Annotated in this window: 15 protein-coding genes; all 15 read left to right on the plus strand. The window is 41.9% G+C overall.

What is annotated here, in order from left to right; genetic code table 11:
• The first annotated feature begins 183 nt into the window (after positions 1 to 183).
• The 15 genes from AC3ISE_RS09160 (at position 184) to sigE (ending at position 19,952) form a co-directional block, all read left to right on the plus strand.
• The gene (locus tag AC3ISE_RS09160) at positions 184 to 1,647 is read left to right on the plus strand and encodes a UDP-N-acetylmuramoyl-L-alanyl-D-glutamate--2,6-diaminopimelate ligase (protein ID WP_489224300.1); all 1,464 of its coding nucleotides are present in this window, start codon (positions 184 to 186) and stop codon (positions 1,645 to 1,647) included.
• 107 nt (positions 1,648 to 1,754) lie between these two features.
• On the plus strand, positions 1,755 to 2,729 hold the full coding sequence (mraY, locus tag AC3ISE_RS09165; protein ID WP_489223956.1) for a phospho-N-acetylmuramoyl-pentapeptide-transferase: 975 nt from the start codon (positions 1,755 to 1,757) through the stop codon (positions 2,727 to 2,729).
• 1 nt (position 2,730) lies between these two features.
• Positions 2,731 to 4,080: a UDP-N-acetylmuramoyl-L-alanine--D-glutamate ligase gene (gene murD / locus AC3ISE_RS09170; RefSeq protein WP_489223957.1), complete on the plus strand. Its 1,350-nt coding sequence runs from the start codon at positions 2,731 to 2,733 to the stop codon at positions 4,078 to 4,080.
• A 64-nt stretch (positions 4,081 to 4,144) separates the two neighbouring features.
• Positions 4,145 to 5,245, plus strand: a complete 1,101-nt coding sequence (gene spoVE / locus AC3ISE_RS09175) for a stage V sporulation protein E (protein ID WP_489223958.1) — start codon at positions 4,145 to 4,147, stop codon at positions 5,243 to 5,245.
• A 108-nt stretch (positions 5,246 to 5,353) separates the two neighbouring features.
• Positions 5,354 to 6,439, plus strand: a complete 1,086-nt coding sequence (gene murG, locus AC3ISE_RS09180; protein ID WP_489223959.1) for an undecaprenyldiphospho-muramoylpentapeptide beta-N-acetylglucosaminyltransferase — start codon at positions 5,354 to 5,356, stop codon at positions 6,437 to 6,439.
• A gap of 294 nt (positions 6,440 to 6,733) precedes the next feature.
• A complete protein-coding gene (gene murB, locus AC3ISE_RS09185) occupies positions 6,734 to 7,645 on the plus strand; it encodes a UDP-N-acetylmuramate dehydrogenase (RefSeq protein ID WP_489223960.1) in 912 nt (303 codons plus the stop codon).
• Positions 7,646 to 7,793: 148 nt separating this feature from the next.
• Positions 7,794 to 8,633, plus strand: coding sequence for a cell division protein FtsQ/DivIB (locus AC3ISE_RS09190; RefSeq protein ID WP_489223961.1), 840 nt, complete (start codon positions 7,794 to 7,796; stop codon positions 8,631 to 8,633).
• Positions 8,623 to 9,321, plus strand: a complete 699-nt coding sequence (locus AC3ISE_RS09195; RefSeq protein WP_489224301.1) for a DUF881 domain-containing protein — start codon at positions 8,623 to 8,625, stop codon at positions 9,319 to 9,321. The genes AC3ISE_RS09190 and AC3ISE_RS09195 overlap by 11 nt, the downstream gene beginning before the upstream one ends.
• A gap of 12 nt (positions 9,322 to 9,333) precedes the next feature.
• Positions 9,334 to 10,053, plus strand: a complete 720-nt coding sequence (locus tag AC3ISE_RS09200) for a DUF881 domain-containing protein (RefSeq protein ID WP_489223962.1) — start codon at positions 9,334 to 9,336, stop codon at positions 10,051 to 10,053.
• A complete protein-coding gene (locus AC3ISE_RS09205; RefSeq protein ID WP_070879087.1) occupies positions 10,053 to 10,415 on the plus strand; it encodes a small basic family protein in 363 nt (120 codons plus the stop codon). The genes AC3ISE_RS09200 and AC3ISE_RS09205 overlap by 1 nt, the downstream gene beginning before the upstream one ends.
• 217 nt (positions 10,416 to 10,632) lie before the next feature.
• A complete protein-coding gene (ftsA, locus tag AC3ISE_RS09210) occupies positions 10,633 to 11,928 on the plus strand; it encodes a cell division protein FtsA (RefSeq protein WP_430007328.1) in 1,296 nt (431 codons plus the stop codon).
• A gap of 44 nt (positions 11,929 to 11,972) precedes the next feature.
• Positions 11,973 to 13,133, plus strand: a complete 1,161-nt coding sequence (gene ftsZ, locus AC3ISE_RS09215) for a cell division protein FtsZ (protein ID WP_070879089.1) — start codon at positions 11,973 to 11,975, stop codon at positions 13,131 to 13,133.
• Positions 13,134 to 13,649: 516 nt separating this feature from the next.
• Positions 13,650 to 17,966: a S8 family serine peptidase gene (locus AC3ISE_RS09220; RefSeq protein WP_489223963.1), complete on the plus strand. Its 4,317-nt coding sequence runs from the start codon at positions 13,650 to 13,652 to the stop codon at positions 17,964 to 17,966.
• A gap of 282 nt (positions 17,967 to 18,248) precedes the next feature.
• Positions 18,249 to 19,178, plus strand: a complete 930-nt coding sequence (gene spoIIGA / locus AC3ISE_RS09225) for a sigma-E processing peptidase SpoIIGA (RefSeq protein WP_489223964.1) — start codon at positions 18,249 to 18,251, stop codon at positions 19,176 to 19,178.
• Between the two features lie 54 nt (positions 19,179 to 19,232).
• Positions 19,233 to 19,952, plus strand: a complete 720-nt coding sequence (gene sigE, locus AC3ISE_RS09230) for an RNA polymerase sporulation sigma factor SigE (protein WP_070879092.1) — start codon at positions 19,233 to 19,235, stop codon at positions 19,950 to 19,952.
• Positions 19,953 to 20,004: the final 52 nt, after the last annotated feature.

Below are 20,004 nucleotides of genomic sequence, written 5' to 3' on the forward strand. Positions count from 1 at the left end.
GCCTCGCTTTTATTTTAGAGCATGAAAAGACCCAGTCCCTGACAAACACATTTTTTAAAGCTGATATGGCTCTTTTAGCTAATATGAGATAAAATAAGAACTGTGCGTTTTTTTGAAAATAGATGATTTTGTATAAAAATAAAGAAAGAAACTATTGTTGGTTTTTGAGAGGATTTGGTCATGATGAAATTACAGACACTGCTATCGCAGCTGCAAAATACGAAATTGAGCGTAAATGAAAATCCAGAGATTCTCTCGATTGAAATGGACTCAAGAGAAGTGAAGGAAGGAAGTTTATTTATTTGCATCAGCGGGTACACAGTAGATGGCCACGATTACGCAGAACAGGCTGTCAGCAGGGGGGCTGCTGCTGTATTATCTGAGAAGCCTCTGTCACTTTCCGTACCTGTTATTGTAGTTAATAACACAAAAAGAGCGATGGCGCTCCTTGCAGACACGTTTTACGGGCAGCCTACACATAAGCTTCACTTAATTGGCGTGACAGGCACAAACGGCAAAACGTCAACAACGCATCTGATTGAGAAAATTCTTCAAAATTCCAGTCATACAACCGGATTAATCGGCACGATGTACATAAAAATCGGTGATGAACAATTAAGTGTTAAAAACACAACTCCAGAGAGCCTGACTCTGCAAAAAACCTTTGGAAAGATGGTTGATAAAGGAGTCAGCCATGCCATTATGGAGGTTTCCTCCCATGCCTTGCATATGGGTCGTGTTCATGGGTGTGACTATGACGTAGCTGTCTTTACAAACTTGACACAGGATCATCTTGATTATCATGAGACTATGGATTCATATCGTGCAGCTAAAGGTCTTCTATTTTCGCAGCTTGGCAACAAGTTCGATCAAAATAAGCCTAAAACAGCTGTCCTGAACGGTGATGACTCAGCTTCGTCCGAGTTCATGAAAATGACGGCAGCACATGTTTTAACGTATGGCATTGATTCAGAGTGTGATGTGATGGCAAAAAATATTGCGATGTCTCCAAGCGGTACGTCATTTGATCTTGTGACTCCACAGGGCACTGAGAAGATAAATATGAAGCTGATCGGCAAATTCAGCATCTATAATGCGCTTGCTGCTGCAGCTGCAAGTCTTGCTTCTAATGTGCCTCTATCTGTTATTGCTGCTACACTGGGAGATATTGAAGGCGTTCGAGGCCGTTTTGAAGTTGTCGACGGCGGACAGGACTTTTCTGTCATTGTTGATTATGCCCATACTCCAGACAGTCTCGAAAATGTTCTTTCTACGGTCAAACAATTTGTTCTTGGAAAGACATTTGTCGTTGTCGGCTGCGGCGGTGACCGTGACCGGACAAAACGCAAAATCATGGCACAGATTGCAGTTAAGTATGCAGATGAACCGATCTTTACATCCGATAATCCTAGAAGTGAAGATCCTGTCGCCATATTGAATGAAATGGAAGATGGGGTCAGGGGAGAATATTATCACTCCATTGAAAATAGAGAGAAAGCCATCTATTTTGCCGTTGCCAATGCGAAGCCCGGAGACGTCATTTTAATTGCCGGAAAAGGCCATGAAACGTATCAGCAGATCGGAACGCAGATTTTCGATTTTGATGATCGCGAAGTAGCCTTGAAAGCTATTAAAGAACGGATTTAATAATGATTCGCCGCAACACATGTATTTAAGAAATTCACAAGCTTGTATTTATGATGAATCCGTAATCAAAAGCGGTCATCACGCAGTTATTCAGGGAGGATCTAAACATGCTCGAACAAATTATTTTATTTACAATTATTATGGGTTTTTTAATCAGTGTTCTGATATCTCCCATCTTTATTCCATTTTTAAGAAGGCTTAAGTTCGGACAAAGCATTCGGGATGAAGGGCCGAAATCTCATCAGAAAAAATCAGGCACCCCAACGATGGGCGGGATCATGATTATCCTGTCTGTCATTGTGACAACGCTTGTCATGAGCTATAAATTTGCAGAACCAAGTGTGGAAATGTATTTGCTTTTATTTGTTATGTTCGGATACGGCCTTCTCGGCTTTCTGGATGATTTTATTAAGGTTGTGATGAAGCGCAACCTCGGCCTGACATCAAAACAGAAATTGATAGGCCAGATTATGATTGCAGTTATTTTCTATATCGTTTTTAGACAATATGGGTTTTCATCAGAAATCCGCATACCAGGAACAGAATTTGGATTTGATTTAGGCTGGGCATATGTGATTCTGATTATCTTTATGCTTGTCGGCGGATCAAATGCTGTTAACCTGACAGACGGGCTTGATGGCTTGCTTTCTGGTACGGCCGCCATTGCTTTCGGAGCATTTGCTGTTCTTGCATGGAATCAATCTCAATATGACGTGGCTATTTTTTCAGTGGCTGTTGTCGGAGCGGTTCTTGGTTTTCTTGTCTTTAATGCCCATCCTGCAAAAGTATTTATGGGTGACACAGGATCACTCGCACTCGGTGGAGCTATTGTTACGGTTGCTATTTTAACAAAGCTTGAAATTCTTCTTGTCTTAATCGGCGGAGTTTTCGTTATCGAAACGCTGTCTGTTATTATTCAGGTTATTTCTTTTAAAACAACTGGAAAACGGGTGTTTAAGATGAGCCCGCTTCATCACCACTATGAATTAACCGGCTGGTCAGAATGGAGAGTTGTCGTAACATTCTGGTCTGTGGGACTCGTGTTTGCCATTCTGGGAATCTATATAGAGGTGTGGTTATAAGATGAAAAGTATTCAAGATTTTACTCATAAACATGTACTTGTATTGGGGCTTGCAAAAAGCGGTTTAGCTGCTGCAAAGCTCTTACATAAACTCGGTGCGAAAGTAACAGTCAATGATATGAAGCCATTCGAGGAAAATGAGTCTGCGCAAGAGCTTCAGGCTGCTGGCCTGAAGGTCCTGTGCGGAAGTCATCCGATAGAGCTTCTTGATCATGCAGAATACATTGTCAAAAACCCTGGCATTCCTTATTCCAATCCACTGCTGGCTGTTGCATTGGAGCGGAAGATTCCGATTGTCACAGAAGTAGAGCTCGCTTATTTAATCTCTGAAGCCGATATGATCGGAATAACGGGATCAAATGGAAAAACAACCACGACTACTCTTATTCACGAAATGCTTGTAGCGGATCAAAAGAAATCTTTAATTGCCGGCAACATCGGCACCGTTGCGTGTGAGGTCGCTGAACATGCTTCTGAAGAAAATGTCATTGTGACTGAGCTGTCTTCTTTTCAGCTTATGGGTACAATCAAATTCAGACCGAAAATAGCGCTGCTGCTGAATCTATTTGATGCCCATCTTGATTATCATGGCACTAGAGAAGAATATGCCCTTGCAAAAGCGAAAATCTATGAAAATCAGCAGGCTGATGATTATTCTGTCGTGAATTATGATGATATGGATGTCCGCCGGGCAGCAGAAAATTCAAAAGGTCAAATCGTTTATTTCTCCGTTTCCGAGAAGCTTGAAAAAGGCGCTTATATTAGTAATGGAGCGCTATGGTATAACGATGAGCAGATTATTGAAATAAAAGATATTGTCCTTCCGGGCAAGCATAATCTTGAGAATATCCTTGCTGCAATCTGTGTGGTAAAACTATATGGAGCTTCAACAGGCGCCATTCAAAAAGTTCTGACTGCTTTTAAAGGTGTTAAACATCGTCTGCAGTTTATCAGCACGATTGACGGAGTAAAATATTACAACGATTCTAAAGCTACCAATATATTGGCGACATCTAAAGCGCTCCAGGCCTTTGATGCGCCGACAATTCTGCTTGCAGGAGGCTTGGATCGCGGAAATGAGTTTGATGAGCTTATCCCATTCCTAAGCAATGTAAAGGCAATCATCACATTCGGACAGACGGCGCCAAAACTTGAGAGAATAGCAGGAGATGCTGGAATAGAAGTGATCAAACGTGTCGATAATGTTGAACAAGCGGCTAAGGCGGCGTTTGACATTTCTCAAGATGGTGACATTGTTCTCTTATCTCCTGCGTGCGCTAGCTGGGATCAATATAAAACATTTGAGCAAAGAGGAGACATGTTTGAGAACGCCGTGCATAAGCTAAAGTAAAGGGCTCGTACACGCATTGCCACAAAGCTTGAGCCCTAATTCCATAATATTGGGGTGTTCGGCGTTGACGGCAAAAAGATCTGCACCAGATTTCATTCTAGTCATCATTACCTTGCTGCTGCTGACGATTGGACTGATCATGGTTTACAGTGCAAGCGCAGTTTGGGCAACTTATAAATTTGAAGATTCATTTTTCTTTGCAAAGAGGCAGCTGCTTTTTGCGGGTGTAGGTGTAATCGCCATGTTTTTTTTAATGAATGTAGATTACTGGACTTGGAGAACCTGGGCAAAGATGCTGATTATTATTTGTTTTGTACTGCTTCTGGCTGTTTTAGTTCCGGGCATTGGAATGGAGAGAAATGGTTCACGCAGCTGGATTGGAGTCGGCGCGTTTTCCATTCAGCCTTCTGAGTTCATGAAGCTTGCCATGATCGCTTTTTTGGCTAAATTTCTGTCTGAAAATCAAAAAAAAATAACATCATTTAAAAAAGGTCTTTTTCCCTCACTTGGCTTTGTGTTTACTGCATTTGCATTAATTATGCTTCAGCCTGACCTTGGAACTGGAACTGTTATGGTCGGGACATGTATTGTGATGATCTTTGTTGCCGGAGCGAGAATTACTCATTTTGGTTTGCTTGGTTTGCTCGGAGTTGCCGGATTCGTAGGATTAGTGTTATCAGCTCCCTATAGGATTAAGCGGATCACATCGTTTTTAAATCCATGGGAAGATCCCTTGGGAAGCGGATTTCAAATCATTCAATCCCTGTATGCGATTGGTCCAGGCGGACTATTTGGTCTTGGCCTTGGACAGAGCAGGCAAAAATTCTTTTACTTGCCAGAGCCGCAAACAGATTTTATCTTTGCAATCCTGGCAGAGGAGCTGGGCTTCATCGGCGGGTCTCTGATCATTTTGCTGTTTGGTCTGTTACTGTGGCGCGGTGTAAGAATAGCCCTCGGTGCCCCGGATCTGTATGGTTCTTTTCTGGCGATTGGCATCATCACAATGGTTGCGATTCAAGTTATGATCAATATTGGAGTAGTAACGGGACTGATGCCGGTAACAGGCATTACCCTGCCATTTCTGAGCTACGGCGGATCTTCATTGACGCTCATGCTGATGGCAGTTGGTGTTCTGCTTAATATTAGCAGATATGCTAGATACTGAACTTACATTTTATAGTTGAAAAAGACCCTGTTGAAAAACAGGGTTTATCATTTTTTTAAGCTAAAGTTGAATATTTTTGAAAATGTTTCTAATTAATGGGGGATACATATGAAAATTTTAGTAAGCGGCGGCGGGACAGGCGGGCACATTTATCCTGCTCTTGCTTTAATAAATGAAATAAAAAGAAATGATCCAAATGCGGAATTTTTGTATGTCGGCACAGATAATGGCCTGGAGTCTAAAATCGTTCCAAAAGCAGGAGTAGCTTTTCGTTCAATCAAAATTTCAGGTTTTAAAAGAAAAATCTCTCTGGATAATGCAAAGACAATCATGCGTTTTTTCAAAGGCGTCAGCGACAGCAGAAAATTCATAAAAGAATTTAAGCCTGATGTTGTAATCGGCACAGGCGGCTATGTGTGCGGACCTGTTGTTTATGCCGCTTCTAAGCTTAAGGTTCCCGCAATTATCCATGAACAAAACAGCCTGCCGGGAGTAACGAACAAATTCTTAGCCCGGTATGTAGATAAGGTAGCGATTTGTTTTGAAGAGGCAAGAAGCTATTTTCCTGCTGAAAAAACAGTGCTGACCGGAAATCCGAGAGCGTCTGAAGTAGCAACGGATGATGTAAGACATTATAAGGACCCTGCTCTTAAGCCCGATAAAAAAACAGTGCTGATTATGGGAGGAAGCAGAGGGGCAAAGCCTATTAATGATGCTGTGATCGGAATGCTTGATGAAATGAAAAATAAAAATTATCAAGTTATCTATGTAACTGGTGAAGTTCATTATGATCACGTTATGGATCAAGTTAAGAATCTCCCTGAAAATGTAGTAATCAAACCTTTCATTCATAACATGCCTGAAGTCTTAAAAGGGATTGATTTAATTGTTGCCAGGTCAGGTGCTACTACATTAGCAGAAATAACGGCGCTTGGGCTTCCAAGTATTCTGATCCCCAGTCCTTACGTTACGGCAAATCATCAGGAAAAAAATGCACGGGCTTTAAGTGATCATGATGCAGCGGCATTAATCCTTGAAAAAGACCTCACAAGTGCTGCATTAATAAAAGAGATGGATGCTATATTGCTTGATGCGGAGAATCTTCAAAAAATGTCAGCAGCATCTAAACAGCTGGGCATTCCAGATGCTGCAGCCAAGTTATATAAAGAAATACAGGTTCTTGCTGAAAAATAAAGGTTATTTTCATACAGTTTGTTGCTTTTAAACTAGATGTTTAAAACTTTAAGCGGATTGCAGCGGAAAGCAACGGGTAACATTTATAACCCAAACATTAATCTATGCGAAAACAGCAAAATAAATTAGCTTTAATCTTGATTGCTGACATAGAATTTTAAAAAAGACAGAAGGCATAGGGGTTTATTTCATTATGAAAGAGGGTATCAAATTATTTGTGCCTATCGAACTATAATTCCTATGAGCCTTCTTCAATGTCATATACAAAAGAACAATCTATTTTAGGAGGCTGTCATGGAACAGATACTAATGAAATTACAAGAAGCAGAAGTTGGGAAAGTTGTTCAAAATGAACCGCTGGCAAAGCATACGACGATTAAAATCGGAGGCCCTGCAGAGATTTTTGTAGAGCCGAATTCGATTGAAGATCTGAAAAAAACGATGGATATCGTGACAAAAAGCGGAGTTCCATGGAGAGCAATCGGCAGGGGATCAAACCTGCTTGTCGGGGATTCAGGCATTAAGGGTGTGGTTATTAAACTCGGAAAAGGGCTGGATCATCTTGAAGTGGATGGAGATACCATTACCGCGGGCGGAGGCTACTCTCTTATTAAATTAACGACTGTCATCAGCAAACAAGGACTCTCAGGCCTTCAGTTCGCAGGAGGCATTCCCGGATCGGTTGGCGGAGCTGTCTACATGAACGCGGGTGCTCACGGATCTGATATGTCTAAAATTCTTGTAAAGGCGCATATTCTGTTTGAAGATGGAACAATGGAATGGCTGACAGCGGAAGAATTAGAGTTTTCATACCGTACTTCCCTGCTTCAGAAGAAGCGTCCCGGCATTTGTCTCGAAGCGGTTCTGAAGCTTGATAAAGGCAATCGGGAAGAAATAGTGGCAGAGCTTCAGAAAAATAAAGATTACCGCAGAGAAACGCAGCCTTGGGATCATCCTAACTGCGGCAGCGTTTTTAGAAATCCCCTGCCGTATTATGCCGGCCAGCTGATTCAGGAATCCGGCCTAAAGGGATATCAGATCGGCGGAGCGAAAATTTCAGAACTTCACGGGAATTTTATTGTGAATACAGGCAATGCCACAGCAAAAGATGTTCTTGATTTAATTGATTTTGTTAAAAAAACAATTTATGAAAAACACGCTGTCAAAATGGAAACAGAAGTTGAAATTGTCGGTGTAAATGAGTAGAGAATGCTTATCTCTTTTTCCTTTTATTGTGGTATACTATCTTTATTAAAGGTACAGTTGCTAAACGGCATACTATATGCCGTTTGTTTCTCTTTTAAAGATGATTTTACGCCCCCGAAAGTGTTTCGGGATGAGGGGTGATTACAAGTTGGAAAAAGGCAAAGTCGTTTCGCTTGAAGATCGAGTTCCAAAGCTCAAGGAGCATCGGAAACAAAAATCCAACCGCAGGTTAATACTATTTTTATCCGTCTTTTTCATCCTCATTTTATTGGTGATCTACTTTCAATCTCCGCTTAGCAAAGTATCTTCCGTAGATGTTGCCGGAAATAAGACAGTATCAGAAGAAGAAATAATAAATATGAGTGGAATTACAGAAAAATCAGGCTTTTGGAGCATCAATGAAAAAGAAGTGAACGATGCCCTTTCGGATTTTGAACAGATTCAAAATGTGAAATTGGACAAGCAATTGCCAAATAAAGTGACGATTGTGGTTGAAGAATATCATAAAGTGGCCTATATCGTGAAAGGAGATCAATACTCTCCCATCCTTGAAAACGGCAAAACACTTGACCCGGTTGAAGGAACTTTTCCAGACGATGCGCCGCTTCTGATTAATTGGAGCAAAGCTGAGGAGATTGAAGAAATGGCCATGGAACTCATGAGTCTTCCAGACAGTGTAAAGAATGCGATTTCTGAAATCTATCATACACCTGAAAAAACGGATCCATGGCATATTACGCTGTACATGAATGACGGATTTGAAGTGCAGGCCTCAGTCCGCAGCTTCTCAAAAAAAATGATTGATTATCCTGCCATTGTCAGCCAGCTGGCTCCGAATTCCAAAGGCATCATTCATATGGAAGTCGGAACCTATTTTGAATCGTATGATAAGAAAGATGAAGCTGAACAGGAAGCGGCGGAAGAGGGAGCCGCATCAGAAGCAGAGCCGGAGGGGACAGAGCAAAATGAAAATGAAGATGAGAGGTAGATATGTTGTTCTATCTTTAATCATGCTAGTTCTCGGTTTTTTAGTTTCTTTTTCTTATCAGCTCACTAAAGAACAGCGTCCGAATAATGGAATATCTTCTGAACAGTGGAGCAAAGAGTATGAAACAAGACAGCTGCTGATCAAGCAGGAGGAGAGAAATACCGAACTTCAAAAGGAACTATTTAAAAGCCAGGAAAAAGTAAGAGAAATTGAAGAAAATCTGAAGAATGAAAAGCAGATTTACTTTAATCTTGTTGAAGATGTTGAGAAGTACAGAATGTATGTAGGCGAACTGGGTGTAGCAGGGGAGGGGATCGAAGTGACTCTTGAGGATTCCTCCTACATTCCAGAAGGGGAAAATGTAAATAATTACATTGTTCATGAAGGCCATATTTTTAAAGTAATCAACGAATTGCTTATTTCAGGTGCAAGCGCCGTAGCCATCAATGGACAAAGATTATCACATGATTCGTATATATATTGTAATGGTCCTGTCGTCACCGTGGATGGAAATCAATATCCAGCTCCCTTTGTCATATCTGCCATCGGAGAGCCTGCTGTTCTGGACCAGGCTTTAAATATCGCCGGCGGTATTGTCGAACAGATTGCTTACGATAATATCGTAATAACCCTTGAGAAGAAAAACGAAATAAAGATGAATCCTTTATTGCAAGAAAAGAAATCTTGATGGGTGGTTGCCTTGAAGAAAAATCTTAAGGGTGTCAGCTTTTCACTGCTGACCATGATATTTGGATTAATGCTTGCCGTTCAATTTCAATCGATCCAGGAGCCGGCAGTAAGAGATACACGTGACATGTGGCAATTGAGGGAGGCGCTCAAGCAGGAACAAGAAACTCAGTCGAACCTGTTGCTTGAGATCCGCAAATACGAAGAGCTGATTGATACATACGAAAATGATGAAAGTCAAAGTGCAGAAAGAACGCTGAAAGAGACTCTTGAGGAACTTAAAAATGAAGCGGGCTTAACGGAAGTTACGGGAGCGGGTGTAGTCATTACTATAGAACCCCTGTTTGATGCAGCGGTTTCTCAGACTGAGGTTGAAAATATTGCGCCAGATTTGCTGAAACGATTGTTGAACGAGCTGAATTCATATGGTGCCGAGCATGTCGCTATTTCAGACAGAAGAGTTGTGAATACTACTGTCATCCGTGATATTAATGGCCAGACAAAAATGGACGGGTACAGTTTGAATTCATATCCAATTGAAATTAAAGTCATTTCAGAAGACGCAGAAAAGCTATTCAGCCGCCTGAACGGGTCCACGACAATGGACACCTTTGCAATTGACAATCTGCGGCTTTCAATTTCAAAGCCAAAGAACCGGATTGTCATACCGCCGTATGATGATGCGATCCGGATGAAAAATATGAAGCCGGTTGAGGAAGGAGAGAAATCATAATGTGGCTTCCCATTTTAGGATTAATACTAGGAATAACATTGGGGCTGCTGACTGATTTCCGAATTCCCGGTGAATATTCGAATTATCTGTCCATTGCTATTCTCGCAGCCCTGGATACTCTGCTTGGAGGAATTCGTGCTCATCTGCAAAACATGTACGATGAGATGGTTTTTGTATCCGGATTTTTCTTTAACATCATATTGGCTGCAAGTTTAGCTTTTCTAGGTGTTCATCTTGGTGTAGACTTGTATTTGGTAGCAATATTTGCTTTTGGAGTCAGACTGTTTCAAAATATTGCTGTGATTAGACGAATATTAATTTCCAATTGGACTCAATCGCGCCAAAAACTAAAAAAAAGTTGATTTTTTAAGAGGGAAAATCAAGGATTTGACGAATACTCACTTTAGTATGTATTTATTAAAAAGAGTCCGTATGACGGGCCGGAAAATAAATGTGACAATGAGAAGTCAATTATCACAATATTTTTCACTATTGTTACAAATATGTAAAACTAGATTCATTGTATTGTTGTTCCTCTAATAATAGAATGGAAATGATAAGTTAAGGAGGTGCCATAGAATGAACAACAATGAAATCTTTGTAAGTCTAGACATCGGTACATCCAGTGTTAAGGTTATCATCGGTGAAATGGCAGATGATAATTTAAACATTATAGGTGTAGGCAATGTGAAATCTGAAGGATTAAGAAAAGGGTCGATCGTTGATATTGACGAGACCGTTCATTCTATTAAAAAAGCGGTGGAGCAGGCAGAAAGAATGGTTGGCATACCGCTTAAAAGAGTCGTAGTAGGGGTGACTGGCAATCACGTTCAGTTGCAGGATTGTCACGGTGTTGTTGCAGTTTCAAGTGACAATCGTGAAATAGCTAATGAGGACATAAGAAGAGTCATTGAAGCAGCTCAAGTTATGTCTATACCTCCAGAACGAGAAATAATAGATGTAATTCCTCAGCAGTTCATAGTCGATGGTTTGGATGAAATCAGCGATCCGCGCGGAATGATTGGTGTCCGTCTTGAAATGGAAGGTACCATCATCACGGGATCTAGAACGATTTTACATAATCTGCTTCGCTGTGTAGAAAAAGCAGGCCTTGAAATAACGGATATTTGTCTGCAGCCGCTTGCTTCAGGAGCCGTTGCACTATCAAAAGATGAGAAAAACCTCGGTGTAGCCTTGGTTGATATTGGCGGAGGCTCAACGACGATTGCAGTTTTTGATCAAGGTCATCTGCAAACGACAAGCGTTCTTCCAATTGGCGGAGAGAATATTACGAAGGATCTTTCAATCGGACTTCGCACAACAACGGATGAAGCAGAACGCATTAAAGTAAAACATGGACATGCTTTCTATGATTATGCTTCTGAAGAAGAAGTGTTTGAAGCTGCAATTATTGGCACAGACCAAAAACAGCAATTCAATCAGCTTGAAATATCTGATATTATAGAAGCTAGACTTGAAGAAATGTTTGAACTAGTATTACACGAGATTAAGAGACTTGGAGTAAGAGACCTGCCCGGCGGATTTGTTCTGACTGGTGGAACGGTCAGCATGCCGGGAGTACTTGAGATTTCACAGGCTGTTCTGCAAAACAATGTCCGCATCGCAAGCCCGGATTATATTGGTGTAAGAGAACCTCAATATATGACTGGAGTAGGATTAATCCAATTTGCTTATAAAAATGCGAAGATTCAAGGCAGAAGCATCAGTTCGAATGTTGTTCCTGATAAGCTTGAGAAAACGTCTCAAAGAGAACCTCAGCATCAGCAGCATCAGCAGCAGCGTTCAAAACCAAAAGAAAAAGAAGAGAAAAAAGAAAGCAAAGTAAAAAAATTCTTTGGTTACTTCTTTGAATAACCTGCATCAAGAGGAAGTCATTCGATGGATTAGGAGGATTTTGTATGTTGGAGTTTGAAAGCAATATTGATGGCATGGCAACAATTAAAGTAATAGGGGTTGGCGGCGGAGGAAACAACGCTGTTAACCGTATGATAGAACACGGTGTTCAGGGAGTAGACTTTATCGCAGTGAACACTGATGCACAGGCACTGAACCTGTCCAAAGCAGAAACAAGAATGCAAATTGGTTCAAAGCTTACAAGAGGTCTTGGAGCTGGTGCTAACCCTGAAGTAGGAAAAAAAGCAGCTGAAGAAAGCAAAGAACAGATTGAAGAAGCTTTAAGAGGCGCTGATATGGTCTTCGTTACAGCGGGAATGGGCGGAGGAACAGGAACTGGAGCAGCTCCGGTTATTGCCCAGATCGCTAAAGACTTAGGTGCTTTAACTGTAGGTGTTGTCACTCGTCCATTTACATTTGAAGGACGCAAGCGTGCAATGCAGGCTGCAGGCGGAATTTCTTCTATGAAGGAATCAGTTGATACATTAATCGTCATTCCAAATGACCGTCTCCTTGAAATCGTAGATAAAAATACTCCTATGCTTGAAGCTTTCCGTGAAGCGGACAACGTTTTACGCCAAGGTGTACAAGGTATTTCCGACTTAATCGCTGTACCTGGATTAATTAACCTTGACTTTGCTGATGTTAAAACAATCATGTCCAATAAAGGATCTTCATTAATGGGTATTGGTGTTGCAACTGGAGAAAGCAGAGCTGCAGAAGCTGCTAAGAAGGCAATCTCAAGTCCCCTCCTTGAAACATCAATTGATGGTGCTCAAGGTGTCCTGATGAATATTACAGGCGGTTCAAACTTAAGCTTGTACGAAGTTCAGGAAGCTGCTGATATTGTAGCGACTGCATCTGATCAAGATGTAAACATGATTTTCGGATCTGTTATTAATGAAAACTTAAAAGATGAAATTGTCGTGACGGTTATTGCAACTGGTTTCAATGAAGTTGAGATCAACCACAGCAAACCGGCATCAAGACCTTTTGGGAATAATACATCTGCAAAACCTATGCCAAAGCCTCGCGACGTAAGAGAAATGAAGCGTGAGCGCGAGCGCGAAGAGCCTGCACAAGAAATGACAAACCGTTCTATGCAGCAAGGTGAAGATACACTTGATATCCCAACATTCTTAAGAAACCGCAATAAACGCCGATAACACTTAAAGACATGGCCCAAGTGCCATGTCTTTTTTATTTTCCTCCAAATTATTTATATAAACCATTTGAACCAATCCTCTTTGCAGCTTGCTCTAATAGTCCTCATATATCCATCACTTTTCTTTTTAACTAACCCTTTTACTATTACAAAAGCCGCAGCTTGTTTAAATCATTATTATCCAATTAAAGTTAAATGTGGTAATAAATGTTTATTTTTATGTTATTTCTTTTGATATAGATAGTTTGACCTCCATATCCATCTTCTATAATTCCTGTAATAGCCTGCTTTGATCAAGGACCGCCATTTTCAGGTGACATGCTTTAGCCTCAGATGTATTTCCATATATATCCTACTAAACACTTGTTTTATTAACAGGAAGAATTTGGCTACATAAAATGACAAAATTTTCTAAAAATTTTCTTTACATTTAAGATAGCATCTCAGAACTGACAGACATTCAAGCAGAAAGGGGGATCGTTAACGGCGAATTACAAATTAAGGGGGAATTTAAGGAATGCGGAAGAAACGTGTGAAATTGGTCAGTATTTTGTCAATTTGTATCCTGCTGCTTACTTTGCTTGCTCCAAGTGTTTCAATGGCAAGCACAAGCGTCAGTACATCAGTAAAGGACCAAAAAAACATAGCTGCTGAAAAAGTTTCAAAGAAGCTAGCTGAGTCTTTTAAAAAGGAAGAGAAGGTAACATTTCTCATTAAGCTGAAAGAACAGGTTGATACAGCAAAAGTCGCAAAAAATGCTGCAAAAACCGCATCAAAAAAATCTAAGACTCAAGCTAAGTATGAGAAGCGTTCGGCTGTTGTATCTTCTCTTCGGGCAAAAGCCTTTGAAACGCAGCAGAATTTGAAAACGTACTTAACGAAACAAGAAAAGGCAGGCAATGCCAAAGACATCCGATCATACTACATTGTTAATGGAATGGCTGTTACGGCTACAAAGGAAGTCATGGAAAAGGTTGCTGCATTTCCTGAGGTGGACAAGGTCCTTCCAAACGAAGTCCGGCAGCTGGCAGCCGGGACTGCAGTGAAAGAAAAAACATCCGGGAAAAAGGCTGATGCAAAAGCAAATCCTGCTGCAACCGAGTGGAACATTAATCAGATTGGTGCGCAAGCAGCATGGGAGATGGGCATCGACGGTAGCGGAACGGTGGTTGCTTCAATTGATACTGGGGTTCAATGGGATCACCCGGCATTAAAAGAAAAGTACCGCGGCTTTAATCCAGCTGCACCAAATACGCCGAATCACGAGTTCAGCTGGTTCGATGCAACGGCAAACCAGGCAGTGCCATATGACGATCAAGGGCACGGAACACATGTAACTGGAACCATGGTTGGGGCAGAACCGAATGGAAATAATCAAATCGGGGTTGCTCCGGGAGCAAAATGGATTGCTGTTAAGGCTTTTACTGCAAATGGCGGAACAGATGCTGATTTGCTTGAAGCAGGTGAATGGATTTTAGCTCCAAAAGATGCCGAAGGTAACCCTCATCCAGAAATGGCTCCAGATGTAGTCAACAACTCATGGGGCGGCGGAGCTGGGCTTGATGAATGGTACAGACCGATGGTTAATGCATGGAGGGCTGCAGACATCTTTCCAGAGTTCTCTGCCGGAAACACGACATTATTTAATCCGGGCGGCCCAGGATCGATTGCCAATCCGGCAAACTATCCTGAATCCTTTGCAACAGGTGCAACGGACATCAATAACCAATTAGGAAGTTTCTCTCTGCAAGGGCCTTCACCGTATGATGAAACAAAGCCTGATATTGCAGCTCCGGGAGTAAACATCCGTTCATCTGTTCCTGGCGGTGTTTATGAAGGCGGCTGGAATGGAACATCAATGGCAGGGCCTCACGTTTCGGCTGTCGTTGCCTTGCTGAGACAGGTAGACTCCTCCATTACTGTAGATGAAATTGAAAACGTACTGACAACAACGGCAACACCTTTGACTGATTCAACTTTTACCAGCTCACCTAATAACGGCTATGGCCATGGCCTGGTAAATGCATATGATGCTGTCTCCTCTCTAATGACAGGTCTTGGAAAAGTGAAAGGACAAGTTGCGAAAGAAGGGGAAGATACCGAGGCTCCGGTTATAGAGCACACGGCACCCGCTGAAACATTTGAAGGAATGAACCTATCTCTTAGAGTGTCTGTAAGCGATAATATAAGCGTTACGAATGTTTCTCTTCACTATCAAAGCAACGGCGGAGAATGGCAGACAGCTGAAGCTGCAAGAATTTCAGGGGATTTCCTTAATGGAAATTACGAAGCGGTGATTCCAGGTGAAGCAATCGCCGAAGGCACACTAGTCTATAAGTGGAAAGCCGTTGATTTTGGGGCAAATGAAGTTGTTTCCGAAGAGTATGAAGTCTCAGTTCAGCCTGGCATTACGACTGGCTATGAGCAGGATTTTGAATCTGGCGCAGCCGGCTGGACTTCTTACGGAGTGAAAAACAGCTGGGAGCATGGAGCGCCGGTAAACGGTCCTGGCAATGCAGCTTCAGGTGAAAAAGTCTTTGCTACGAATCTTGATGGCGATTATGAAAATGGAGCAAATATGAATTTGCTTATGCCTCCAATTGATCTGCCTGCAGAAGGATCAGCCTTCCTTCAATTTAAGCAGTGGCATGAACTTGAAGCGCGATATGACTATGGCCATGTTTTCGTTTCAACCGATCAGGAAACATGGACACAGGCCCTTAGGGTTAATGGAAATACAGCCAGCTGGATAGACGGCCAGGTTGATCTCAGCCAGTATGCGGGCCAGCGGATTTATGTTGCGTTCAATGTAACCTCTGACGGAAGCGTTGTAAAAGACGGCTGGTACATCGATGATGTTAAATTGTCTGATACGGCCATTGAAATTCAAAACAAAGCAAGTCTGGGCTTAGAAAGCAAATCTGCAAGTGCGGATAAAGCAGCCACGGAGAAAAAGGAAAAAGTTTATCCAAATAAAATTCAGCCTGCACCATTCAGCGGGGCTGTGAAAGGATCGCAGGAAACTGCGTTGCCTGCTGCTCTTCCAATGAGAGCAGAAGTGAGCATTGTTGAAACCGGAAGATCCACATACTCAAGTCTTCAGGATGGCAGCTATGAAATGGTTCACGGTGCCGGATCATTTACACTCAAGGCAGAAGCCTACGGATACGCTGCACAAACGCAGCCGATCACGATTGAAAACGACGGCATAACAGAAGCGAACTTTGTTCTTGAAGAACTTCCTCAAGGAACAGTCAGCGGTGTAGTTACAAACGAAGCGACAGGGGAGCCAGTGCCAAACGCAACGCTTCTGCTTGTTGAAGATGCAGCAATTACACCTGTTCAGACAAATGAACAAGGGGAATATACGATTGAAGCATATGAAGGAGACTATACGTTAAAAGCGATGGCACCTTCCTATTATGCCAAGGATACAAGCATCGTGATTGATGCAGAACAGCCAACTGTTCAAAATATTACGCTCAAGCCATTCATCGGGTATCCTGGTGAAATCGGATATGACGACGGTACAGCTGAAAACGCGAGAGCCTTTAATGCAGCAGGTAATGGCTGGGCGGTTAAAATGTCTCTTGCTGAAGGAAATACCCGTGCAATGGTCACTGGAGGCCTGTTCAGGTTCTGGGATACAGAATGGCCTGTACCTGGAGGCACTGAGTTCCAGGTTGCGATCTACGATGCATCAGGAACTGACGGAGCTCCGGGCAAAAAGCTTGCAGGACCAATCAATGCAACAGCTCTGCGCAACGGAGAATGGACAATGGTTGATTTGCTTGACCAGGGTGTAGTCGTCGATGGAGACTTCTATATGGTTTACATCCAAACAAAAGCAAACCCTAACTCACCTGGACTTGCAACAGATGAAGATGGTGAAAATGCCGGCCGCAGCTGGCAGATGGTAAGCGGATCCTGGTCACCGTCACCTGCTGACGAAGGAAACTATATGATCCGGGCAATTGTGGATTATGAGGTGACAGCACCTGAAATTACGTCTCCTAAAGACGGTTCGTTTACAAATCAAGAAACAGCTGTTGTTGAGGGAAATGCATCACCGACTACTACCGTTCATATTTACAATGGAGAAACAGAAGCAGCTTCTGTACAAGCTTCTGAAAACGGTATATTCCGTGCAGAAGTAACACTTAATGCTGGTGAAAATGTACTGACAGCCAAATCCAGCACAGATGCAGGCATGACTGATGCGTCTAATGCGGTAAAAGTTACTTTGGACAAAACAAAACCGCAGTTCACTGTTGAAAATCCAAAAGACGGCCAAAAACTGAATACAGAGGCATTGACGGTCAGCGGTACCGTTTCAGATGACCATCTAGACTGGATAAAAGTCAATGGTCAAAAGGCAGCAGTCAAAGACGGCAAATTCTCTAAACGGATCCTGCTTGAAAACGGAGAGAATGTGATTACCGTTCTTGCAGCTGACAAAGCAGGAAATCGTTTAAAGAAAAGCGTTAAAGTATATGTAAAATACGATGCTCCGGTCATTGAGAATCTAAAACCTGCCGAAGATAAATACATCAAGTCAGGGGAAAGTGTGAAAATAGAATTTGACAGCGAAGAAGATTTAGATGCAACATTCGTTATCCATATGCCGCTCACTAATGCGGGCATTCAAAATGCAACAGAGCTTCCATTGAGAGAAACGGCACCTGGTCATTACGAAGGATATTACACAGCAACTTCAAACATGAAGGCTGACGGTGCGAGAGTCGAAGTCATTGCAAAAGATGATTTTGGCAACGAAACAAGAGCAGTAGCAGAAGGAAAGCTGTTTATAGGCGGCAAGAAGCCGGCGAAGTAATAAACAGAAGAAAAACTCTCATTCCAGCAAAACAGGAATGAGAGTTTTTTCGTTTTCCCTATATTTTGAAAAGACTATAGCTATTCAGTAAACAGAATTTCTAATGCTTTTCCACCCTTTTTCATCGACAAATAGCAGCGATTTCTATCAAAAATACTCTATTTTATCGGCAGTAACTGACAGACTTCACCGGCGTTGCTCAGCTATACTATTACTATCCAATCGGACAGTGCCTTCATCCTTTTTTATATGTAAGTGAAAACCTTCGGAAAGGAGTTTCACGTGGCCATTTATTTGGATGTAATCTGGTTTTTGAATTTTTCGTTTGATTTGCTATTGCTGCTTCTTACAGCCATTTTGCTGAAAAGGAAGATCATGAAGCTTCGGATCATTATAGGAGCCTTAATTGGGTCCAGTATCGTTATTCTGCTATTTACGCCGTTTGCTCCTTTAGCAATGCATCCACTTGGAAAGCTGTTTGTATCTATTCTTATGGTGCTCTCTGCCTTTGGTTTTAAAAGGTTTAAGTTTTTTGCACAGTCCCTGTTCACTTTTTACTTTGTCACCTTTATGGTAGGCGGGGGGATGATGGGAGCACACTATTTTATTCAGACGGAAATCGGATTTGCTGACGGCATTCTCATGACAAACTCAGGAGGCTTTGGTGACCCTGTCAGCTGGCTGTTCGTGCTGGCCGGTTTTCCCGCTGCCTGGATGTTTTCAAGAAAGCGGCTTGATGACCTGGAAATGAAAAAAATCCAGTATGATCAGATCGTCAGTGTATTCATTAAAGTAGGGGACTCGACAATTCTATTAAAAGGTCTTATCGACAGCGGCAATCAGCTTTATGATCCGATTTCAAAGTCTCCTGTGATGATAGCAGATGCAGGCAAGCTCAGAGGTTTCCTGCCGGATGTTCTTCTGAATATAGCCCTTCAGGAAGATGTCATGACGGCATTGTCATCTTCGGAGGAATCACATCCTCTAGAGAACAGGGTGCGGATTATTCCGTTCCGTGTAGTTGGAAAATCAAATCAGTTTTTAATTGGCCTTAAACCTGATGAAATGATGATCACAACAAAAGATGAAACCATACTGGTTCCAAAAGCCATTATTGGATTGAACCGAACAAGCCTGTCGCCTGAAGGGGAATACGACTGCATTGTTCATCCGAAGATGCTTCAGAGCGGAGCTGTTCAGGACGTTTCGTGATATCATCCTGTAGTAGTGTACTCAGATCAATCGGAAAATAGAAGGGGGAGAACCATGAAAAAACTAAAATTGCACATTACGTATCTATGGTATAAATTACTGATGAAGCTTGGCCTGAAAACGGATGAAATCCACTACATAGGGGGAAGTGAAGCTCTCCCGCCCCCGCTCTCAAAGGATGAGGAAGAAGTTCTTCTTAAAAAGCTGCCGGGCGGCGATCAGGCAGCACGATCGATTCTTATTGAAAGAAATCTCCGTTTAGTTGTATACATTGCCAGGAAATTTGAAAACACAGGCATCAATATTGAAGACCTGATAAGCATCGGCACAATCGGTTTAATCAAAGCAGTCAATACCTTTAATCCGGAAAAGAAAATTAAACTAGCCACATATGCATCCAGGTGCATCGAAAATGAGATCTTAATGTACTTGCGCCGCAATAATAAAATTCGTTCAGAAGTTTCCTTTGATGAACCATTAAACATTGATTGGGATGGAAATGAGCTCCTCCTATCGGATGTGCTTGGAACAGAGGAAGATATTATTACGAAAGATCTGGAAGCAAATGTTGACCGCAAATTGCTGTTGAAAGCTCTTCAGCAGCTGAATGACAGGGAAAAGCAAATCATGGAACTCCGCTTTGGGCTACAGGGGGGAGAAGAAAAAACTCAAAAAGATGTCGCAGATATGCTTGGTATATCCCAGTCCTATATTTCAAGATTAGAAAAAAGAATTATCAAAAGATTGCGCAAAGAATTCAACAAAATGGTTTAAAAAAAAATTTACCCAGATAATTTCCAATACCGGCATGGTTTTTCCCGTTTAT

The organism is Metabacillus sp. KH_069, from assembly GCF_057838075.1.

Bases quoted from the DNA above. Each gene is read 5' to 3' on its own strand.
- AC3ISE_RS09160 (WP_489224300.1), top strand. From the start codon at position 184: ATGAAATTACAGACACTGCTATCGCAGCTGCAAAATACGAAATTGAGC.
- mraY (WP_489223956.1), top strand. From the start codon at position 1,755: ATGCTCGAACAAATTATTTTATTTACAATTATTATGGGTTTTTTAATC.
- murD (WP_489223957.1), top strand. From the start codon at position 2,731: ATGAAAAGTATTCAAGATTTTACTCATAAACATGTACTTGTATTGGGG.
- murG (WP_489223959.1), top strand. From the start codon at position 5,354: ATGAAAATTTTAGTAAGCGGCGGCGGGACAGGCGGGCACATTTATCCT.
- murB (WP_489223960.1), top strand. From the start codon at position 6,734: ATGGAACAGATACTAATGAAATTACAAGAAGCAGAAGTTGGGAAAGTT.
- AC3ISE_RS09195 (WP_489224301.1), top strand. From the start codon at position 8,623: ATGAGAGGTAGATATGTTGTTCTATCTTTAATCATGCTAGTTCTCGGT.
- AC3ISE_RS09205 (WP_070879087.1), top strand. From the start codon at position 10,053: ATGTGGCTTCCCATTTTAGGATTAATACTAGGAATAACATTGGGGCTG.
- ftsA (WP_430007328.1), top strand. From the start codon at position 10,633: ATGAACAACAATGAAATCTTTGTAAGTCTAGACATCGGTACATCCAGT.
- ftsZ (WP_070879089.1), top strand. From the start codon at position 11,973: ATGTTGGAGTTTGAAAGCAATATTGATGGCATGGCAACAATTAAAGTA.
- AC3ISE_RS09220 (WP_489223963.1), top strand. From the start codon at position 13,650: ATGCGGAAGAAACGTGTGAAATTGGTCAGTATTTTGTCAATTTGTATC.
- sigE (WP_070879092.1), top strand. From the start codon at position 19,233: ATGAAAAAACTAAAATTGCACATTACGTATCTATGGTATAAATTACTG.